The following is a 19,334-nucleotide window of genomic DNA, read 5'->3' as shown; positions in this document are numbered from 1 at the left end:
CCCCCGGCCCCCATGGGAGCACTCGATGTCCACATACCCGCACAGGTCACGGACCTGGGGCGTTGTTGGTTGTTGTTTGATTGCCGGTGCCATGTTGGCCGCCTGCTCCTCCGGCAAGACGGAAGCACCGGCGTCGCAGCAGGCGCCCGCCAACGGCAAGATCACGCTGTACTACCTGCAGAAACAGGGCGACCAGCAGTACTTCGTCGAGCAGGCGCAGGGGGCGCAGGAGAAGGCGAAGGAGCTCGGCGTCGAGCTCAAGGTCGTCAACCTCGGCCAGGACGCCAACAAGGCGATCACCGAACTGGACGCCGCGGTCGCGCAGGGCGCCAACGGCGTCGCCATCGTCGTCCCCGACCAGGCCATCGGCCCGCAGGTGATCGACAAGGCGAAGAGCGCGGGCATCCCGATCATCGCCTCGGACGACGTCATCAAGGACGGCTCCGGCGCGAAGGCCCCGTTCGTCGGCTTCAACGGCAGCCAGATGGGCGACTCGGTCGGCACCGAGGCCGGGAAGCTGTTCAAGGCCGCAGGCTGGACCGCCGCCGACACCAAGATCATCAGCGCCTACAAGCAGGACCTCAGCGTCTGCACCGACCGCGTCAACGCCGCCAAGTCCGCGTTCGCGAAGGCCGGCGACCCGAGCATCCCGGTGATCGACGTCGGCACGGACAACTCGCCGGTCGACGCGCAGAACCGCTCCGGCGCGGTGATCGGCTCGAACCCGGGCGTCAAGCACTGGGTCGTCTGGGGCTGCAACGACGAGAACGAGACCGGTGTCGTGACGGCGCTGGCCAACTCGGGCGTGCAGGCGAACAACATCATCGGCGTCGGCCTCGGCGCGTACCTCACCTGCAAGGACTGGGCGGCCGGCAAGGATACCGGCAACAAGTCCGCGCTCTACATCTCCGGCGCCGAGGTCGGCCGCTCGGCGATCCAGGTGCTGGTGGACAAGGTGAAGAACGGCAAGGAGCTGCCCGCCGAGACGATCGCGAAGACCACGATCGTCAACAAGGACAACTACAAGCAGGCCGGCGTCAACTGCACCTGACCGAACTCCCGTGCCCGTCACTTTCACGTGAAAGTGACGGGCACGGGTTCCACCGCTCGAAGGGCGATCATGTCCAGCTCTGCTCCCGCGCTCGCCGTCGAGGGCATCGGCAAGCGTTTCTCCGGGGTCACCGCCCTCGACGACGTCTCGCTGGAGTTCCGCTCCGGCGAGGTGCTCGCGCTGATGGGCGAGAACGGCGCTGGCAAGTCGACGCTCCTGCGTGTGCTCTCCGGCGACCAGGGCCCCGACGACGGCCGGCTGCTGCTCGACGGCACCGAGGTCACCTTCGACACCCCGCGCGCCGCGATGGCCGCCGGGGTGCGCGTGATCTACCAGGAACCCGAGATCATCCCGCACGTTTCGGTGGCGGAGAACGTCTTCGTCGGCGAACTCCCCGCCAAGGCGCGGGTCTTCAACCGCCGCACGCTGCTGAAGGCGACGCAGGACGCGCTCGCCGAGTACGGCTTCGAAGGCGTGCTCAACCCGGCGACGCTCGGCGTCGCGCTCTCGGCCGCCCAGCGGCAGATCGTCGAGATCCTGCGCGTGCTCACCGCGGACACCCCGCCGAAGGTGATCGCCTTCGACGAGCCGACGTCGTCGCTGTCCGAACACGAGGTGGACGCGCTGTTCCGGCTGATCGGGCGGCTGCGCGACAACGGCGTCGCCGTCGTCTACGTCTCGCACCGGCTGAAGGAGATCTTCCGGCTCGCCGACCGCGTCGCGGTGCTGCGCGACGGGAAGCTCGTCGGCGTCCAGCAGGCCGCGGAGACCGACGAAGCCAGCCTGGTCCGGATGATGATCGGCCGCGACCTGTCCGCGCTCGAACGCCGTGTCACGCAGGACACCGGCGAAGTCGTGCTGAAGCTCGACGACGTGACCACCGACGACGTCACCGGCATCTCGCTGCAGGTCCGCGCGGGCGAGGTCGTCTGCCTGGCCGGGCTGGTCGGCGCGGGCCGCTCCGAGCTGGCCCGCGCGATCGTCGCCGACCTGCCGATCCGCTCGGGGACCATCGAGCTCGCCGGGAAACGGCTGCGCGCCCGCAACCCCGGCGACGCCGTCAAAGCGGGCATCGGCTTCGCGCCCGAAGAACGCAAGACGGACGCGCTACTGATGCAGCGGTCCGTGCGCGACAACATCTCCATCTCCGTGCTCGACCGCCTTCGCCGCTTCCGCGTGGTGAAGCGCGCGAAGGAACGCGCGCTCGTCGAGGAGTACATCCGCGAGCTGCGTGTGCGGACGCCGTCGATGGAGCAGGAAGTCCGGAAACTGTCCGGCGGCAACCAGCAGAAGGCCGTCCTGGCGCGGTGGCTCGCGCGGCGGCCGAAGCTGCTGATCCTCGACGAGCCGACCCGCGGCGTCGACGTCGGCGCCAAGGCCGAGATCTACCGGATCATCGACGGCCTCGCCGCGGAGGGCATCGCGCTGCTGGTCATCTCGTCCGACCTGCCCGAGGTCCTGACGCTGGCCGACCGCATCCTCGTGATGCGCGCCGGGCGGCTGGCCGGCGAGATCGCCAGTGCCGACGCGACCGAGGAAGCCGTGCTGACCCTCGCCATCCCCGAAACCGAACCCGCAGTAGAAGAGCAGCAGGAGATCGGCGCATGAGTACCCCGACGCAGGAGAAAGCCATGCCCTCGGAGCCGGCCGCGCCGCAGCAGCCCTCGGTGGTCCGCCGGGTGCTGACCGGCATCGGCGTGCAGAACTCGAGCCTGATCATCACGCTCGTCGCGCTGATCGTGCTGCTGAGCATCCTGAACGACAACTTCCTGCGCACCAACAACCTGCTGCTGATCGGCAGCGCGATCACCATCATGGGGCTGCTCGCCCTGGTGCAGACGCTGGTGATCATCCTGGGCGCGCTGGACATCTCGGTCGGCTCGATGGCGGGGCTCGCCTCGGTCGTCTCGGCGATGGTGTTCACCTCGTCCGGCAACGCCGAGGTCGGCATCCTCGCCGCGGTCGGCGTCGGCATCGTCTGCGGCCTGGTCAACGGCATGATCATCATCTTCGGCCGGGTCAACCCGGTGGTCGCGACGCTGGCCATGCTGGCCACCTACAAGGGCATCGCGCAGGTCATCTCCGACGGCAAGTCGCAGGGCTACACCGGCGGCGACGACCTGTTCATCTTCCTGGCCAAGGGCGCCATCCTCGGCCTGCCGTCGCTGGTGTGGGTGTTCCTGATCGTCGCGGCGGCGCTGCACTTCCTGCTGAAGTACACCGACATCGGCCGCAACGTCTACGCGATCGGCGGCAACGACACCGCCGCGCGGCTGGCCGGCATCAACATCAACCGGTACATCATCGGCGTCTACGCGCTGGCCGGCGTGGTCGCGGCGGTCGCGGGCGTCCTGATCACCGCGCGCACCGGCTCGGGCCAGCCGGTGTCCGGGTCCGAGGGCCTGGAGCTGCAGGCCGTCACCGGAGCCGCGCTCGGCGGCACGATGCTCAAGGGCGGGCGCGGGTCGATCATCTCCACCGTGCTCGCGGTGATCATCCTGGGTGTGCTCGACAACGGCATGTCCGGGCTCGGCATCAACCCGTTCTGGCAGAACGTCGCGCACGGCGCCCTGCTGGTGATCGCCGTCGTGCTGCAGCAGCTGCGCAGCGGAGAGCGCCGCGTCGGCCTGCCCGAGTAGCGGTGAACCTCCACGCTCGGATAGTGGACGAGCTGGGCAGGCTCATCGTCGAAGGCGTCCTCGGGGACGGGCAGCCGCTCGTCCCCGAGGAACTCGGACGCCGCTTCTCCGCATCCCGGACGGTGGTCCGCGAAGCGCTGCGCGTACTGGAGTCGAAGGGCATGGTGACCGCGCGGCCGCGCGTCGGCACGTGGACGCTGCCGCCGGAGTCGTGGGACGCAATCGATCCGGACGTCATCGCCTGGCGCGTCAACGGGCCCGACGGCCGCAAGCACCTGCACGAGCTGCTGGAGCTGCGGCTGACCATCGAGCCACAGGCGGCCCGGCTGGCCGCGCACCACCGGCGCCCGGGCGAGCTCTCGGCGATGGCCGCGGCCTACGAACTGATGGCGGACGCGGTGGAACGCCAGGACACGGCGGCCTTCCACGACGCCGACTCGGAGTTCCACGCAGCCTTGATCCGCGCTTCCGGCAACGCGCTCATCGCGCAGCTACAGGTGCCCGTCGTCGCGGCTCTGCGGGCGCACGGCGAGCCGCTGGAGCTCGTCGCGCACTCCCGCGTGCTCACGCTGGTGCTGGCGAAGAACGCCGACGGGGCCGAATCCGCGTCGCGCCGGCTGCTGGAAACCGTTGCGCCGTACCGCTCACCGGCACCTTGACACGTCCAGCGGGAAGCCTGAACACTCGCTGGCGAACGGCCGCCGGGTGGGTGGTCGCCGCCGCCACGACCTGCTCGAACATCAGGGGCTTCGCCCCTGGCCGGGGGCTCCGCCACCCGGACCCCCGAACCGATCTTTGAGGAGGACGCTCCCATGCGTTTCCCGGGAATTCGCGGCTTCGGCGTGCTCGCGGCCGTGACGCTGACCGGCGGGCTGCTGTCCGCGCCGGTGGCCACCGCGGCCGCCGCGGACTGCGCCGTCGCGGACCAGATGGTCGCCGCCGGCGACTACTGGGTGGCCGACGGCACGAACCTCGACGCGATCGACTGGCAGAACGCGACGTTCCACGTCGGCAACCTGGCGCTGGTCCGGACCACCGGCCAGTCCAACCACAAGACGCTCCCCTGGGCCGAGGCCGCGAACTACCAGCTGCCGCAGGACCCGAAGCGGCCGTTCTTCCCGGACGACCAAGCGGCCGGCGAGGCCTACCTGGACCTCTACACCTACTTCCACCCGGAGATCTCGCTCGACTCGATCCGCACCCGGATCAAGGACGAGGTCGCTTCGGTGCAGGCGGGCCACAAGGACTACTGGAACTACGTCGACGCGCTGAACATGGCGATGCCGTCGTTCGCGCGGATGAGCGTCATCGACCATGATCAGTCCTATGTGGACGCGATGGACAAGCTGTTCAAGTCGTCGGAACACAAGCTGTTCAACGAGCTGACCGGCCTGTGGTACCGCGACGCGCGGTTCACCGGCTCGGGTGTGTTCTGGTCGCGCGGCAACGGCTGGGCCCTGGCGGCGCTGGCGAAGGTGCTGCAGGCCCTGCCCGCCACCGACCCGCACCGCGCGGAATACTTGCGGGTGTACAAGAAGATGGCGTTTTCGCTGTCCCTGCTGCAGCGGCGTGACGGCTTCTGGAACTCGGACCTGCTGAACCCGTTCGACCACGGCGGCCCGGAGAGCAGCGGCACGGCGTTCTTCGCGTACGGCATCGGCTGGGGCGTCAACGCGGGCATCCTCCCCGCCGCGAAGTACCGCCCGGTCGTCGACAAGGCGTGGACGGCGCTGTCGACGAAGGCGTTGCAGCCCAACGGCCTGGTGGGCTACGTCCAGGGCGTCGGCGACCGCCCGGCCACCGCGAAGGCCACGGACACCGCGGCTTACGGCGTCGGCGCGTTCCTGCTGGCCGGCCAAGAGGTCGCCAAACTGCAAGGCTGCTCCGCCGAGTAGCCGAAGTCCGTGAATGCCACATTGAGGGACACTATGTCCCTCAATGTGGCATTCACGGACTTTCACCGCAGGCAGTCGCCGGGTTCGCCGCGGCGTAGGGCCGGGTCGTCCTGGAGGAACGTTTTCGCGCGGCCGGGGCCGCTTGTGCGGTGCTCGAAGCGGACCGTGACGCGGCCGTGGCCTGCCCCCTGGACCCAGCCCGTGCCGTGCTCTTCGTGGACCACGTCGTCGCCTTGGCGCCAGGTCGACGGCGGTGGCGCGGGAGTAGCCGGGGCGGCGGGGGTGACCACCGTCGAAGACGGAGTTTCCGGGACGGCCAGGGTGAACAGCGCGTCCTGGTGCGGCACCGAAAGACCGCTGTACGCGACGCCCGCCAGCCGGATGCCGCCGAACTCCGCGGGGTCCAGCAGGAGCCGTTCCGCCGTCGCGGCCAGCTCCGCCAGGTCGTCCGTCGGCGCGGAGATCGTCTCGGAGCGGGTCACCGTGTGCATGTCGGTGTGCCGCAGCTTGATCACCACCGTGCGGGCCACGCGCTCGGCCTTGACCAGCCGCTGGTGCGCGCCCACCGCGATCCGCCGCACCTGCTCGCGCAGCGTCGCCAGGTCCTTGATGTCGATGTCGAACGTCGTCTCGGCGCTGACCTGCTTGGTCTCGCCGCGGTCGGCGACCGGGCGGTCGTCGAAGCCGGTGGCCAGCAGACGCAGGTCGCGCCCGACCACGCCACCCAGCGTGCCGACGGCGTCCTTTTCGGACAGTGCCGCCAGCTGCCCCAGCGTCTGGACGCCGATGAACCGCAGCTTGCCCTCGGCGACCGGGCCGATCCCCCACAGCGCGCGCACCGGCAGCGGCGCCAGGAACTCGCGTTCGGTGCCCTGCGGCACGACCAGCAGCCCGTCCGGCTTGGCCTCGTCGGAGGCGATCTTCGCGATCTGCTTCCCGTTGCCCGCGCCGATCGACGCCACCAGGCCCGTCTCGGACTGGATCCGCGCCCGCAGCGACGCGCAGAACGACGTCACCGCTTCGAGCGAAGCACCCACGAGCGAAGGCGGCTCGGCGAACGCCTCGTCGAGGGAGATCTTCTCCAGCACCGGCGCCACCGACGTGACGACGGTGAAGACCTCCTGGCTGAGCCGCTCGTACACGCGGAACCGCGGCGGCACGATCACGCCGTTGGCCGGCAGCAGCCGCCGGGCCTGCGCCATCGGCATGGCCGAGTGGATGCCGAACGCGCGGGACTCGTAGCTCGCGCCCGCGACGACGCCGCGGGGCCCGGCGCCGCCGACGAGGACGGGACGCCCGGCCAGCGTCGGCCGGGTGAGCTGCTCGGCCGAGGCGTAGAAGGCGTCCAGGTCGAGGTGGATCACCCAGCGGGCCACGTCAGTCCCCGCCGGTCGCGTCCAGCAGCTGGTGCAGGGCCTTCGTGTAGCTCTCGAACGCGGCCCGCCCGGCGGCGGTCAGCCGGACCAGCGTGACGGGCGTGCGGTGTTCGTAGGCCTTCGTGATCTCGACGTACTCGGCGTCCTCGAGCTTGCGCAGGTGCGTCGAGAGGTTGCCGGCCGTCATGTCGAGCAGCTGCTGCAGCCGCGGGAAGGTGATCTGGTCACTCGAGTGCAGCCCGGCCAGCGCGACCGTGACCCGCAGCCGCGCCTGGGCGTGGATGACGGGGTCGAGCTGCGGCAGCGGATCGCTCATCGGCGACCGGACTTCTCACGCACGAAGTACACGATCGCGCCGAGCAGGAACCCACCGCCGCCGCAGACGGTGAGCACGAGGAAGTTCGCCGGGTAGCCGACGAGGACGCTCAACGCGGCCGAGACGAGCATCCACGCGCCGAGGCCGTACATCATCCGGTCCTGCCAGATCGTGCCGCCCGCCATGTACATGACGCCCGTCAGCAACAGCCACGTCCCGGTCCACATCAGGGAGATCTGGTCGGGGGTCAGCGTGCCGAAGCTCGTGATCCGGATGTCGACGACCGTCAGCCCGATCGACCCGAGGCACCAGCTCCAGCCGTACATCGCCCCGGTGATGCGGGACGGTCCCCGCAGCCCGCGCCCGGCGCGCGCGGTGACGTAGATCGTGTAGCCGACGGCGCCGAAGAACAGGACCGGGACGACGATGCCGCCGATCCAGACGGGCACGGCGTCACCGGATTGGGTGGCGTAGTAGGTGAAGCCCCAGCCGATCAGCCAGGCGAGGGCCCACGCCGCCAGGATGCGCGCCGGGCCCCCGCCCAGTTCCCGGCGCATCCGCCGGTTCTGCTGGGCGATCAGGTTCAGCGACTCTTCCGCCGACAACGGTTCGTCGTCCACCATGATCACCCTCCCGTGCAGACCCCGCGATACTGCACGGAAGTTAACACGCATTCACAGCCGCGCCGTGTCCAGCCGGAACCGGCGCACCACCACGAGGGCCGGGACGATCAGCCAGCCCGCCAGCACCAGCGCCGCCAGGCCCATCCCGCCCGCGTGGGCGAGCGGTTCCAGCCCGACCCGGCCGAGCCAGAACGTCGGGAAGAAGTGGGCGAGCGTGGCCATCCAGTCCGGGAGGACGTAGAGCGGGATCCACAGGCCGCCGAGCATGCCCAGCGGCATCATCAGCGCGCCGGTGACCGCGCCGACCGTGTCACCCTTGCCGAACAGGCCGATGGCCAGGCCGAGCACGGCGAACGGGAGCGTGCCGAGCCACAGCGACACCAGGACCAGGCCCCACTGCGCGGCGCTCATCTGCACCCCCATCGCCAGGCCCGCGGCGAACACCACCACGAGCACCGGCAGCGCGACGGCCATGGCCGAGATGACCTTGACGACCAGGTAGCCGGGGCCGCGCATCGGCGTCAGGCGCAGTTGCCGCTGCCAGCCGTCGGTGCGTTCCTGCGCCACTCTCGTGCCGGTGAACAGGGCGCCGCCGCTCGCGCCGTACGCGGCGAGGTTGATCATGGTCTGGACGTCCGCCGGGAGGCCGTTCGGCGCGACGAGCTTGCCGAAGATCGAGCCGAACAGCAGGAACATGGCCACCGGCATGCCGATGGTGAAGATGGTGAACTGCGGGCTGCGGACGATCCGCTTGATCTCCAGGCTCAGGTACGTCGTGTTCACGCGACGGCTCCTTCGGTCTCGTCGGCGGTGAGGGCGAGGAACGCCTCTTCCAGGCCGAGCGCGGTGATTTCGATGTCGGCGGCGAGCGGGTGCGCGGCGAGCAGGCCGCGGATCGCGGCGTCGGAGTCGGCGCAGGCCAGCTCGGCGCGGCCGGCGCGGATCTGCACGCTCGTGACGCCCGGGAGCGCGGCGAGGTCGCTCTCGCCGGCGCCGGGCACGACGGCCTTCAGCACGCGCCCGGACACCGCGGCCCGGACCTCGGCGACCGGGCCGTCGGCGACGACCTTGCCGTGGCGCATCAGCACGACGCGGTCGGCGTAGTCCTCGGCCTCGGCCAGGTAGTGCGTCGCGAACACCACGGTGCGGCCGGCGTCGGCGAAGGCGCGGATGGACGCCCAGAAGGACCGCCGCCCGTCGACGTCCATCGCGGCGGTGGGCTCGTCGAGCACGAGCAGCCGCGGGTCGCCCGCCAGGGCGAGCGCGAACCGCACACGCTGCCGCTCGCCGCCGGAAAGCTTGCCGCAACGGCGTTTCACGAGGTTCTGGAGGCCGGCCCGGGCGATCACCTCGGCCGCGGGCAGTGGCTTGGCGTGCGTCGAGACGACCAGCGCGACGATCTCGCCGACGGTGACGTCCGGCAGCAGCGCGCCGTTCTGCATCATCGCGCCGACCAGCCCCCGGTCGACCGCCTCGCGCGGGCTCCCGCCCCCGACGACGACCTCCCCCGCGTCCGGCTTGGTCAGCCCCAGCAGCATGTCGACGGTGGTCGACTTGCCCGCGCCGTTCGGCCCGAGCAGCGCGACGACCTCCCCGCGCGCCACCTCGACCGACACATCGGCGACGGCCGTGACCGCCCCGAACCGCTTGGTCAGGCCGTGGAGCGCGAACGCCGGTCCGGTGTCCATGGGTCCCCCTTCGTGAACTTTGAATCGCAAAGTCGCTGCGGACTTTGTAACACAAAGTCCGCTCAACTTCAAAGCCCCCGGTGCGGGAGAGCGCACAAAAGCGGGGTGCCGGGCCCTGGGCCCGACACCCCGCTTTCAGCGGTTACCGCAGGTCAGCCGGTGAACCGGCCCGAAACCAGGCCCTGCGTGTCGGCCTTGGCCGAAGCAGCCGGAGCCGGCGCCGGGGGCGTCGGCTGGGGCAGCGGGGCGCACTCGACGTCGGCCGTGCGGCCCGGCTTGCGGGCCGGGAGCGCGCCCGTCGCCAGGTAGTCGGCGATCTTGTTGTCGACGCACGCGTTGCCGCGCGGGGTGATCGCGTGGCTCGTGCCACCCGGCTCGGCGATCAGCGACGCGCCCGGGAAGCGGCTGCGGACCTCGAGGCTGCCCGGGAACGGCGTCGCCGCGTCCAGCGTCTCGTCGATCATCAGCACGCTCTGCACGCCGTGGCCGTCGACCTTCGTCGGCGTGCCCGGCTTCACCGGCCAGTTCAGGCACGGCGCGTTGTACCAGGCGTTCTGCCAGGTGAAGTACGGCGCCTTGGCGAACGTCTTCCAGTTGTCGGCCTTCCACTGGTTCCAGCTGGTCGGCCACTGGACGTCCGAGCACTGGACGGCGAGGTAGACCGCGTAGCCGTTGTCGTCGCCGAGGCCGCCGAACGCCTCGAACAGCGACTTCATCGTCGCCACGTCACCGTTGTTGACGAACTTCGACAGCGCGTCGCCGAGCAGCGTCCAGCGCAGCTGGTAGTAGGACGCCTGCTGGATGACGTCGATCAGCTCGTCCGAGCCGATGACCCCGCCCGCGGGGTGCAGCGCCAGCTTCAGCAGCTGCTCGTTCACGACGCGCTGCACGGCCGGCTGCGTCTTGCCCAGGTGGTAGACGTCGTCGTGCTGGGCGAGCCAGCCGAACCAGATCCGGATGTTGACGTCGAACGCGACGTCCTGGTTCAGGTTGTCGCCGTACCAGACGCCACGCGGGTCGACGGTCGAGTCGAGGATCATCCGGCGCACGTTCTGCGGGAACAGCGTGCCGTAGACCTGGCCGAGGTAGGTGCCGTAGGAGTAGCCGTAGAAGTTCAGCTGCTTCTGGCCCAGCGCCTTGCGGATGGAGTCCATGTCCTTGACCGTGTCGGTCGTCTTCATGTTCTGCAGCAGCGCGCGCGAGTTGTTCTTGGCGCACGCGTCGGCGTAACCCTTGGCCTTGGCCAGCCAGGTCCGCTCGAGCTGCGGCGTCACCGGCACGTACTCCGGCCGGTCGTAGGTCATGTAGTTCGGATCGCACGACAGCGCGGGCTTGCTCGCGCCGACCCCGCGCGGGTCGAAGCCGATCCAGTCGTAGGCGTCGCCCGCGTGGTTCGGCACCTTCGGGCCGCGGGTGGCCAGCAGCAGGCCGGAGCCGCCGGGGCCGCCCGGGTTGGTCAGCATGACGCCCTGGTACTGGGCGTCCGCGACCTTGTGCTTGACGCGGCTGACGGCGAGCTGGACCTGCTCGCCGTTCGGCTTCGAGTAGTCGAGCGGGACCGCCAGGTACCCGCATTCGGCGCCGGCGGTGACCAGCGTCGGGTCGGTACACGGCCCCCAGGCGATCGACGCGGCGGCCGGCGCGGGCGCGGCGACCGCGGCCGGCGCGGCCACGAGCGCGGACGCCAGCGCGGCGGCGGCCACCGCGGCGATTACAGCACGTCTCACTGTTTTCTCCCTTTTCGGCTCCGACGAAAGCGGGTGAACCCTAGACCCGCCTCCGGGCCGCAGGTACCGCAAACGGTTGCCCGTCGGCGAATGCCCTACGAAAGGAGGAAATCGGGTGGCGCGCCGAATCGGACATCCCGTACGGTGCCGGTCATGATCTACTTCATCCGCCTCCGCCGCGTCTGAGACGGCGTGACCGCAGGACCGCCCGCGTACCGGGCCGGTCCCCCTTCACCTGCGCGCCGTCTGCCCTTCTTCCTCTTGAAGGAGACTCATGCTGCGCAAGCACATCGTCATGGTCGGCTGCACCGCGCCGAGCCACGTCTACCCGTCGCTCGGCGTCATCACCGAGCTGGTCCGCCGCGGGCACCGCGTGTCCTACGTCGTCGGCGCGCCGCTGGCCGGGCTGGTGTCGCCGACCGGCGCGTCCGTGGTCGAGCACCCGACGATCTTCCCGCTCGGCGAGGCCGCCGTCTGGCCGGACGACCCGGCCGACGCGATGCGCGTCTTCCTCGACGAGGCGATCGCGATCCACCCGCGGTTGACGTCGGTGTTCGACGAAGACCGGCCCGACCTGCTGCTGTACGACATCGGCGGCCTGGGCGCGCCGGTCCTCGGCGAGCGGTACGGCGTCCCGGCCGTGCAGCTGTCGCCGACGCTGGTGGCCTGGGACGGCTACGACGAGGACATGGCCGAGGTGCTGGCCCCGATCAAGGCGTCACCGTCCGGTGTGGACTACGCCGCGACGTACACCGCGTGGCTGCGGGCGAACGGGATCGTCGCGGACGCCTGGGACTGGATCGGACACCCGCCGCAGGTCCTGTCGCTCATCCCGCGGGCGATGCAGCCGCACGCGGATCGCGTCGGGGACCACGTCCGGTTCGTGGGGCCGTGCCTGGACCCGTCCCGGCTGGCGGACCGGTCGTGGAAACCACCGGCTTCGGGACGTCGTGTGCTGCTGGTGTCGTTCGGCACGGCGTTCAACGACCAGCTCGACGTCTACCGGGCGTGCGTCGAGGCGTTCGCATCGGATTGGCACGTCGTGATGTCGATCGGCAAGCACGTCTCGCCGGACGCCTTGGGACCATTGCCATCCTCGGTGGAGCTGTTCGAGAGCGTGCCGCAGCTGGCCGTGCTGGAGGCGGCGTCGGCGTTCATCACGCACGCCGGCATGGGCGGCGCGACGGAGTCGCTGTGGTTCGGCGTCCCGACGGTCGCGATCCCGCAGGCCGCGGACCAGTTCGGCAACGCGGCCCAGCTGGAGGCCCTGGGTGTCGGGCGGCACCTGCCGGCTTCCTCGGTGACCGCGGAGTCGTTGCGGAAGGCGGTCGACGAGGTGTCGTCGTCACCTTCGGTCGGTTCCCGGCTCGCGAAGCTGAAGGCGGAGATCCGCGGCCACGGCGGAGTAGCCGCGGCGGCGGACGCGGTGGAGTCCTACTTGGACTGACGGCGGAGGAGATTGGCGACGCCGATCACGAGGAAGACCACGAAGATCATGGCGAGCAGGAGGATCAGCGCACCGCCGACACCGCCGAAGCCGAGCGCCGTGATCAAGACGAGGACGAGACAGGCGGTGCCCAGGTAGAACCGCGCGTCGCGGGCCGGGCCGCGACGACCGGGGATGGCGGGATCCGGCGGGATCGTGCCTCCGGCGGACGGTCCCGCCGGTTTCGACCGAGATGCTCGCGGTACCGGGGTCGTCGCCGGCGGCTTCGAAGCCGGAGTTGTCCGTGCCGGAGTCGCCCTTGCCGGAGTTGTCGTCGTCGGCGGTTTCGGAGCCGGAGTCGCCCTTGCCGGAGTTGTCGTCGTCGGCGGCTTCGGAACCGGAGTTGCCCTTGCCGGAGTCGTCCTTACCGGAGTTGCCGACTTCGGCGCCGATGGTGTCGTCTGCGGCACCACCGGTGCCGGCTTCGGGGCCGGTGGTGCGATCCCGGGCGCGGCTCCGGCTTCCAGCTCCGCTTCGGGCACTTCGGCAGCCGACGGCTGCTGAAGTGCCGAGGTCGCCGCGACCTGGGCCACCTCGTCGACCGAGCCGACCGGAACACCCGGCGAAACCGCCGCCTCGACCGGTGGCGGCGGCGTGCCCTCCGTGACCCGCGTCGCCTCCTCCGCCGCTCGCGCCCACGTCCGGGCCGTCGCCGAGACCATCCGGCTGTCGTCGTCCACCAGGCGGCGGATCTCCTTCTCCGTGCGGGCCTTCACCACGCTGTTGCCCACCCGGTTGAGCCGCACCAGACCCTCCAGCGCCGTCAGCCGGTCCGCCGCGATCGGGCTCGCCAGGCCGTGCCTCAGGTACTCCGGCAACGCCCAGTGCGGGTTGCGCGCCAGCACGATGCGACCCTCCACATCGGACTGGTGCTTCGGCCGCTGCCGGGGCATCTCCGCCACCACGTGCTCGTGGACGTAGCTGTACAGCTCGTCGACCGTGACGTCGCCGTCGCCGTCGAGGTCCGCGCTGCCGTCGCGCAAGCCCGCCACCAGGTGCCGGGTGAACACCGAACGGGCCGCCGAGCCGACCACTTCATCACCCTCGAACGAGTACTGCGTCGCGTCGGACGCCGTCAGCACCGCGCGACCGCGGCCCTGGAACCGCTCCAGCGTGTGCACGTCCGTGCCCGCCTTCGCGAGCTTCCCGGACGGGAACGCGCCGCTGTAACAACAGTCCAGCACCAGCACCTTCTGCCGCGACGCGCAGCCCGCCATCGCGCGGTCCACCTGCTCCGCCGCCAGCGCGGTGAACATCAGGCTGTCGCGGCGGGTGTTGGCCATCGCCAGGTAGAGACTGCCGTCGTCGTCCTTCACGCCGTGGCCGGTGAAGTACAGCAACGTCAGCTCGTCGCGGCGGCGGCCGCGGTAGAACTCGCCGATCGCCTCGCCGACGACGTGGTGCGGCTGGTCGACCAGCGTCGTGACCTCGAAGCCGGCGATCTCCGGGTCGCTGAGCACCTCCGCCAGCGCGCGGGCGTCGCCGCCGGGCGCGGTCAGCCGCCGCAGCGCCGGGTCGGTGTACGTCTCGGTCGCGATCAGCAGCGCGTGCCGGGCGGCCACGGCCCTAGCCGTGCCGTCGGACGAAGGCGTCGATCAGCTGCTGCCGCTCGGCCGCGGTGGCGCGTTCCAGCTCGACGGTGTCGCCGTCGACGGTCACCGTGATCCGGTGCTTGCCCGCCTGCCGCCCGAGCCACTCGCGCAGCGTCTCGACCAGCCCGGGGAACACCCCGCCGGCCGCGCTGAAGGCCACCACGAGCGAGCCGATCGTCACCGGGTCGGCGGCCTTCGCCCCGGGCGGCGGCTCCCCGGCCGGGACGGCGGCGAGCACGTCGAGGTCCAGCTCGGCCAGCTCGGCGCGCAACCGCCGGGCCAGCCGGTCCAGCTCCTCGGCGTCGGCCTCGTCGTCCGCCTCCAGCCGCAGCAGCGCCCGCCGCGTGTCCGGTTCGGTCATCGCCACATCGTCCGCCCCGCCGGGGGCGCGGACAAGGTCCGATCGGGCAGCCTCAGGCGCGGATTTCGTTGAGGTAGTTGTAGATCGTGTAGCGCGTCACGTCCAACCGCCCGGCGAGGTGGTCGACCGCGTCCTTGATCAAGAAGTACCCCGCCTCGTCGAGTTCGCGCACCACACCGGCTTTGTGGCGCTTCTTCATCAGGTCCACCGGGATCCCGGCCTTGCCGATCGCCCGGTCGACCAGGAACCGTTGCAGGCTGTCGACATCCGGTGGGAAAGTCTCCGGCTCGCCGTTGCCGCCCGCCGAAGCGGCCGCGTCGACGCTGTTGACGCACAGGCAGCCGACCGCGACACCGTCGGCGTCACGCAGGAAGAGCGTCGACGACCGGATCGCGCGGCCGTCCGGGCCGTGGGTGCGGTAGTTCGTCAGGTCCTGCGTCGTGCCGCGGCGGACCAGGCCGAGCAGCAGGTCGGTCATCGGGCCGCCCACGTTGCGGCCGGTCAGGTCACCCGCGATCGCGACGATGGAGTCCGGCAGCCGGCTCAGGTCGTGCAGCAGCACCTCGTTGCCCGGGCCCAGCATCGCCGCCAGCCCGGGGATCGCCGGCACCAGCGCGGTCAGCACCTCGTGCGTCGTCGCGCCGGCGGCCGGGATGGCCAAGGGCTCCCGGGGCTTGGTCAGCGTCTCCAACGCCTCGCGGAGCAGGTCCGCCGCGGCCGCCGGCGTGGACGCGTGCGGCGACAACCGGACGTGCTCGGGCCGGACAGTTGCGGCGATCCCGGCGGTGGCCAGCGCCGCGCCGACCTGCTCAGCCGGGTGGCCGGGCAGCGTGAACGCCAGGATCCCGGCCCGCCGTCCGGTCGCCGAGACGACTTCGGCGCCGCAGGAGGCCAGCACCTCCTCGAAGGACCCGATCCGCTCGGCGATGCGGGCGGCGATGGCGCCGACGCCGGCGTCTTCGACCAGCTCCAGGGCCTCGGCGAACGCGCCGGACGTGATCGGGCTGAGGTTGGAGATCGACCAGGCCTGGGCGGAGACGTCCGGCGGGTGGATCTCGTCGTCGAACAGGCCGGGGTCACGCGCGCCGGTCCAGCCCGACAGCACCGGGTCCATCCGGTCCAGCGCCCGGTCCGACAGCACCGCAAAGCCGGTGCCCCAGCCCGCTCGCAGCCACTTCTGGCCGCCGACGACCAGGACGTCCGCGACCTCCCACGGCGCCTCGATGACGCCGAAGCCCTGGATGCCGTCGACGACCAGCAGCCGGTCGCCGACGACGTCGCGCAGCGCGGCGAGGTCGGCGCGGAAGCCGGTGCGGAAGTCGACGGCGCTGACGCTGACGGTGGTGATCTCCGGCGTCAACGCCTCCGCGACGCGCTCGGGCGTCACGTATCCGCCGGTCAGGCGGCGCAGCTTGAGCCGTCCGGCCTGTTCGGCGCGGGCCCACGGGTAGGTGTTGGCCGGGAACTCCGCGGCCGACACCAGGACCTCGCCACTGCTGTGGAACGCGGCCTGGAACAGCCCGAGGCTCGTGTTCGGCAGCAGGACCGTGTGGTCGGTGTCCGAGCCGGACAGCCGCGCGGCGGCGGCCTTGGCCCGGATCTCCTGCCGCATCAGCTCGTCCACAGTGGACGGACCGGCGGTGGTGGCCTGGTCGAGCAGCGCGGCCGTCGTGTCGAGCACCGCGTGGGACGGCGGGCCGAACCGGGCGAAGTCGAGGTAGCCGGCGGGCTCGTCGAACTGGAGCAGGTACCGGGGCGAAATCCGCGTCACGCGAGGATCCTCGCCAGGAACTGCCGGGTGCGTTCGTGCTTCGGCGCGCTCAGTACCTCACTCGGCGGCCCGGTCTCGACGACGGCGCCGTCGGCCAGGAACACCACCTCGTCGGCGGCCTCCGCGGCGAAGCTCATCTCGTGCGTCACGACGACCATCGTCATCCCCTCCCCCGCCAACGTACTCATCACTTCGAGCACCTCGCCGACCAGCTCCGGGTCCAGCGCCGACGTCGGCTCGTCGAACAGCATCAGCTTCGGTTTCATCGCCAGCGACCGCGCGATCGCGACGCGCTGCTGCTGCCCGCCGGACAGCTGCGCCGGGTAGGCGTCGCCGCGGTGGGCGAGGCCGACGCGGTCGAGCAGCTCGAGGCCCTGCTTGCGCGCCTCGTCCGATTTGCGGCCCAGTACCCGGATCGGCCCCTCGACGACGTTCTCCAGCGCCGTCCGGTGCGCGAACAGGTTGAACCGCTGGAACACCATGCCGATGTCGCGGCGCTGGCGGGCGACGTCGCGTTCGCGCAGCTCGTACAGCTTGCCGCCGCGTTGCCGGTAGCCGATCGGCTCGCCGTCGACCCAGATCTGGCCGGCGTCGATCGTCTCCAGGTGGTTGATGCAGCGCAGGAAGGTGCTCTTCCCGGCGCCGGACGGCCCGAGCAGGCAGACGACCTGTCCCTTGTGGACCTCCAGGTCGATGCCGCCGAGGACTTCGGTGTGGCCGTAGGACTTCTTGACGCCGACGGCGCGAAGCAGTTGCTCAGACACGGGCACTCCTCACCAGCGGCACGCCGCGCAACGCCTTGCCGGCGCGGGAAAGCGGCCCGCGGTCGGCTTGGCCGAACGCGCGTTCCAGGTAGTGCTGGCCGACCCCGGCGACGGTCACCACGACCATGTACCAGACGGCCGCGGCCAGCAGCGTCTCCATGACCAGCAGGTTGTTCGACGAGATGTTGTTGGCCGCGTGGATCAGCTCGGTCACGCCGATCACCGACGCCATCGACGTCCCCTTGAGCATGTTGATGAAGTCGTTGCCGGTCGGTGGGATGATCACGCGCATCGCCTGCGGCAGCACGACCCGGCGCAGCGTCGCGGCCGGCGTCATGCCGATCGACTTCGCGGCTTCGGTCTGTCCGCTGTCGACGCTGTTCAGCCCGGCCCGCACGATCTCGGCCATGTAGGCGCTCTCGTTGAGCGCCAAGCCGAGGAACGCCGCGGTGAACGCGCTGATCAGCACGTTCGTCTGCGCGTCGACCAGGAACGGGATGTGGATGACCGGGAAGACGAGCGCCAGGTTGTACCAGAGCAGGATCTGCAGCAGCACCGGCAGGCCGCGGAAGATCCAGATGTAGCCGGCGGCGAACCACCGGGCGACCGGGTTGGCGCTGCGGCGCAGCAGGGCGATGACGATGCCGAGCACGATCGCGACGGCCTGCGACAGCACGGCGAGGACGACGGTGTTGAGCAGCCCGGTCGCCATCACCTTGAAGAAGACGAAGTCCGGGACCTGGCTCCACTCGATCTGCGCGTTGCCGAGGGCGACGCCCAGCAGCACGAGCAGCGCGAGGATCACGACGGCGGCGACCCACCGGCCCCAGTGCCGGAGCCGGACGATCGGCAGTGGTTCGATCCCGGCCGGTTCAGGAGCCGCCATTGATCGCGACCTCCTTGATCGCCCCCTGGTCGACCCCCCAGGCCTGCAGGATCTTGCCGTAGGTGCCGTCGGCGACGAGCGCCTGCAGCGCCTTCTGCACGGAGTCGGTCAGCGGCTTGTTCTGCTTGTTGACGCCGATGCCGTAGGGCCCGCCTTCGATCGGCTCACCCGGGACGACCTCGAAGAACTTGCCGTCCCCCGCCGTCTTCGAGATGTAGACGGCGCTGGGCAGGTCGTTGAGGATCGCCGCGACACGGCCGGTGCGCAGCTGGTTCTGGTTCTGGTTGTCGCTGTCGGTCGCCGTGACGTTGACGGCGGGCTTCCCGGCCTGAGTGCACTTCGTGCTCTGCGTCGCGGCGAACTTCTGGTGACTGGTCCCCTGCACGACGGCGACGTTCTTGCCGCACAAGGCGTCCGGCCCGGTGATGCCGTCCGGGTTGCCCTTGCGGGTCATGATCGTGATGCCGGAGGTGAAGTAGTCGACGAAGTCGATCTGGGCCTGGCGGGCCTTGGTGTCGTTCATCCCGGCCATGGTGAGGTCGATGCGGCCGGACTGGAGGCTGGTGATGAGCGAGCCGAAGGCCATGTCCTGGTGCGTCACGGTCACGCCGAGCTTGGCGGCGATCGCCTTGGCGAGATCAACCTCGTACCCGATCGGCGTCTTGCCGTCGGCGGCGTAGAAGTTGTTGGGCGCGGACTGCAGGTTCGAGGCCAGATGCAGCACCCCAGCCTGCTTGACGTTCGCCGGGAGAGCAGCGTTGAGCTGGGCATCCTTCTGCACACCTTGGACGATCGCGGCGGTATCGGGAATGCCGCCGGACGCGGGCGCCCCGGGAGCCTGCGACGTCCCGCCGGCACCGTCGGGGCCCCCACCACAGGCGGTCACCAGGACGGCCAGGCTCGCGAGCAACACCACCTGGACTGCACGGGAACGGGACATAGCGGACCTCCACTGTTCGGCTGGCGGGAACGGTACAACTCGTTGTTGAAGAGGTCAACTGTCTGTTGAAATCTGGCTTGGTCGGCCACTGGCTGTCACGAAGGGCGGTTCGCGGCCGGCGAGGTGAGCGAACGGCCCGCTGGTGACGGCCGGGGGCGAACGGCCCGTTGGCGACGGCCGGCAGGGCCCGAACGGCCCGATCGCGACCACCGCCGAGGC

The 19,334-nt window shown here is 70.7% G+C and carries 18 protein-coding genes and 1 pseudogene; 7 read left to right on the top strand and 12 right to left on the bottom strand.

Annotation, left to right across the window (positions count from 1 at the left end; all coding sequences use genetic code 11):
• The first annotated feature begins 76 nt into the window (after nt 1-76).
• From OG439_RS46605 to OG439_RS46585, 6 genes and pseudogenes are all read left to right on the top strand, one after another.
• On the top strand, nt 77-1,051 hold the full coding sequence (locus OG439_RS46605; protein WP_326946729.1) for a substrate-binding domain-containing protein: 975 nt from the start codon (nt 77-79) through the stop codon (nt 1,049-1,051).
• A 114-nt stretch (nt 1,052-1,165) separates the two neighbouring features.
• Nucleotides 1,166-1,636: pseudogene (locus OG439_RS50530) on the top strand (ATP-binding cassette domain-containing protein); the annotation flags it as partial.
• 207 nt (nt 1,637-1,843) lie between these two features.
• On the top strand, nt 1,844-2,659 hold the full coding sequence (locus tag OG439_RS50525; protein ID WP_442792362.1) for an ATP-binding cassette domain-containing protein: 816 nt from the start codon (nt 1,844-1,846) through the stop codon (nt 2,657-2,659).
• Nucleotides 2,656-3,690 carry an ABC transporter permease gene (locus OG439_RS46595; RefSeq protein ID WP_326946728.1) on the top strand — a complete coding sequence of 345 codons (1,035 nt, stop codon included), beginning with the start codon at nt 2,656-2,658 and terminating at the stop codon, nt 3,688-3,690. Before OG439_RS50525 ends, OG439_RS46595 begins: the two co-directional genes overlap by 4 nt.
• A 2-nt stretch (nt 3,691-3,692) precedes the next feature.
• Nucleotides 3,693-4,349, top strand: coding sequence for a FadR/GntR family transcriptional regulator (locus OG439_RS46590; RefSeq protein WP_326946727.1), 657 nt, complete (start codon nt 3,693-3,695; stop codon nt 4,347-4,349).
• Nucleotides 4,350-4,502: 153 nt separating this feature from the next.
• The gene (locus OG439_RS46585; protein WP_326946726.1) at nt 4,503-5,585 is read left to right on the top strand and encodes a glycoside hydrolase family 88 protein; all 1,083 of its coding nucleotides are present in this window, start codon (nt 4,503-4,505) and stop codon (nt 5,583-5,585) included.
• A 62-nt stretch (nt 5,586-5,647) separates the two neighbouring features.
• Here OG439_RS46585 and OG439_RS46580 read toward each other — a convergent pair whose 3' ends face one another.
• From OG439_RS46580 to OG439_RS46555, 6 genes are all read right to left on the bottom strand, one after another.
• Entirely contained in the window at nt 5,648-6,961 is a 1,314-nt protein-coding gene (locus OG439_RS46580) for a DNA polymerase IV (protein WP_326946725.1), read from the bottom strand.
• Nucleotide 6,962: 1 nt separating this feature from the next.
• Entirely contained in the window at nt 6,963-7,277 is a 315-nt protein-coding gene (locus OG439_RS46575) for a winged helix-turn-helix domain-containing protein (protein WP_326946724.1), read from the bottom strand.
• Complete coding sequence (locus tag OG439_RS46570) at nt 7,274-7,900, bottom strand: hypothetical protein (RefSeq protein ID WP_247061607.1); 627 nt, start codon at nt 7,898-7,900, stop codon at nt 7,274-7,276. Before OG439_RS46570 ends, OG439_RS46575 begins: the two co-directional genes overlap by 4 nt.
• Before the next feature lie 51 nt (nt 7,901-7,951).
• Entirely contained in the window at nt 7,952-8,683 is a 732-nt protein-coding gene (locus OG439_RS46565) for an ABC transporter permease (protein ID WP_326946723.1), read from the bottom strand.
• Entirely contained in the window at nt 8,680-9,588 is a 909-nt protein-coding gene (locus tag OG439_RS46560) for an ABC transporter ATP-binding protein (RefSeq protein ID WP_326946722.1), read from the bottom strand. Before OG439_RS46560 ends, OG439_RS46565 begins: the two co-directional genes overlap by 4 nt.
• 152 nt (nt 9,589-9,740) lie before the next feature.
• Nucleotides 9,741-11,315 (bottom strand): alpha/beta hydrolase, encoded by a 1,575-nt coding sequence (locus OG439_RS46555; protein ID WP_326946721.1) that lies wholly within the window; start codon nt 11,313-11,315, stop codon nt 9,741-9,743.
• Between the two features lie 274 nt (nt 11,316-11,589).
• On the opposite strand from OG439_RS46555, the gene OG439_RS46550 reads away from it, so the two are divergent.
• Complete coding sequence (locus OG439_RS46550; RefSeq protein ID WP_326946720.1) at nt 11,590-12,762, top strand: macrolide family glycosyltransferase; 1,173 nt, start codon at nt 11,590-11,592, stop codon at nt 12,760-12,762.
• Here OG439_RS46550 and OG439_RS46545 read toward each other — a convergent pair.
• The 6 genes from OG439_RS46545 to OG439_RS46520 are packed head-to-tail and all read right to left on the bottom strand — an operon-like array spanning nt 12,750 to nt 19,115.
• Nucleotides 12,750-14,363, bottom strand: coding sequence for a caspase, EACC1-associated type (locus OG439_RS46545; RefSeq protein ID WP_326946719.1), 1,614 nt, complete (start codon nt 14,361-14,363; stop codon nt 12,750-12,752). The genes OG439_RS46550 and OG439_RS46545 overlap by 13 nt on opposite strands.
• A 4-nt stretch (nt 14,364-14,367) precedes the next feature.
• Nucleotides 14,368-14,754, bottom strand: coding sequence for an effector-associated constant component EACC1 (locus OG439_RS46540; RefSeq protein WP_326946718.1), 387 nt, complete (start codon nt 14,752-14,754; stop codon nt 14,368-14,370).
• 52 nt (nt 14,755-14,806) lie between these two features.
• A complete protein-coding gene (locus OG439_RS46535) occupies nt 14,807-16,525 on the bottom strand; it encodes an aminotransferase class V-fold PLP-dependent enzyme (RefSeq protein ID WP_326946716.1) in 1,719 nt (572 codons plus the stop codon).
• Nucleotides 16,522-17,289, bottom strand: a complete 768-nt coding sequence (locus tag OG439_RS46530) for an amino acid ABC transporter ATP-binding protein (protein ID WP_326946715.1) — start codon at nt 17,287-17,289, stop codon at nt 16,522-16,524. The genes OG439_RS46535 and OG439_RS46530 overlap by 4 nt, the downstream gene beginning before the upstream one ends.
• Complete coding sequence (locus OG439_RS46525) at nt 17,282-18,175, bottom strand: amino acid ABC transporter permease (protein WP_326946714.1); 894 nt, start codon at nt 18,173-18,175, stop codon at nt 17,282-17,284. The genes OG439_RS46530 and OG439_RS46525 overlap by 8 nt, the downstream gene beginning before the upstream one ends.
• The gene (locus OG439_RS46520) at nt 18,162-19,115 is read right to left on the bottom strand and encodes an ABC transporter substrate-binding protein (RefSeq protein ID WP_326946713.1); all 954 of its coding nucleotides are present in this window, start codon (nt 19,113-19,115) and stop codon (nt 18,162-18,164) included. The genes OG439_RS46525 and OG439_RS46520 overlap by 14 nt, the downstream gene beginning before the upstream one ends.
• Nucleotides 19,116-19,334 lie beyond the last annotated feature (219 nt).

Source organism: Amycolatopsis sp. NBC_01307 (assembly GCF_035975215.1).
In the GTDB taxonomy this organism is placed as follows: Bacteria; Actinomycetota; Actinomycetes; order Mycobacteriales; family Pseudonocardiaceae; genus Amycolatopsis.
This window is presented reverse-complemented; position numbering and strand designations above follow the sequence as displayed.

Excerpts from the sequence above, each read along its gene's own strand:
- OG439_RS46595 (WP_326946728.1), top strand. The coding sequence starts at position 2,656 with ATGAGTACCCCGACGCAGGAGAAAGCCATGCCCTCGGAGCCGGCCGCG.
- OG439_RS50525 (WP_442792362.1), top strand. The coding sequence starts at position 1,844 with ATGATGATCGGCCGCGACCTGTCCGCGCTCGAACGCCGTGTCACGCAG.
- OG439_RS46520 (WP_326946713.1), bottom strand. The coding sequence starts at position 19,115 with ATGTCCCGTTCCCGTGCAGTCCAGGTGGTGTTGCTCGCGAGCCTGGCC.
- OG439_RS46570 (WP_247061607.1), bottom strand. The coding sequence starts at position 7,900 with ATGGTGGACGACGAACCGTTGTCGGCGGAAGAGTCGCTGAACCTGATC.
- OG439_RS46540 (WP_326946718.1), bottom strand. The coding sequence starts at position 14,754 with ATGACCGAACCGGACACGCGGCGGGCGCTGCTGCGGCTGGAGGCGGAC.
- OG439_RS46560 (WP_326946722.1), bottom strand. The coding sequence starts at position 9,588 with ATGGACACCGGACCGGCGTTCGCGCTCCACGGCCTGACCAAGCGGTTC.
- OG439_RS46575 (WP_326946724.1), bottom strand. The coding sequence starts at position 7,277 with ATGAGCGATCCGCTGCCGCAGCTCGACCCCGTCATCCACGCCCAGGCG.
- OG439_RS46550 (WP_326946720.1), top strand. The coding sequence starts at position 11,590 with ATGCTGCGCAAGCACATCGTCATGGTCGGCTGCACCGCGCCGAGCCAC.
- OG439_RS46525 (WP_326946714.1), bottom strand. The coding sequence starts at position 18,175 with ATGGCGGCTCCTGAACCGGCCGGGATCGAACCACTGCCGATCGTCCGG.
- OG439_RS46585 (WP_326946726.1), top strand. The coding sequence starts at position 4,503 with ATGCGTTTCCCGGGAATTCGCGGCTTCGGCGTGCTCGCGGCCGTGACG.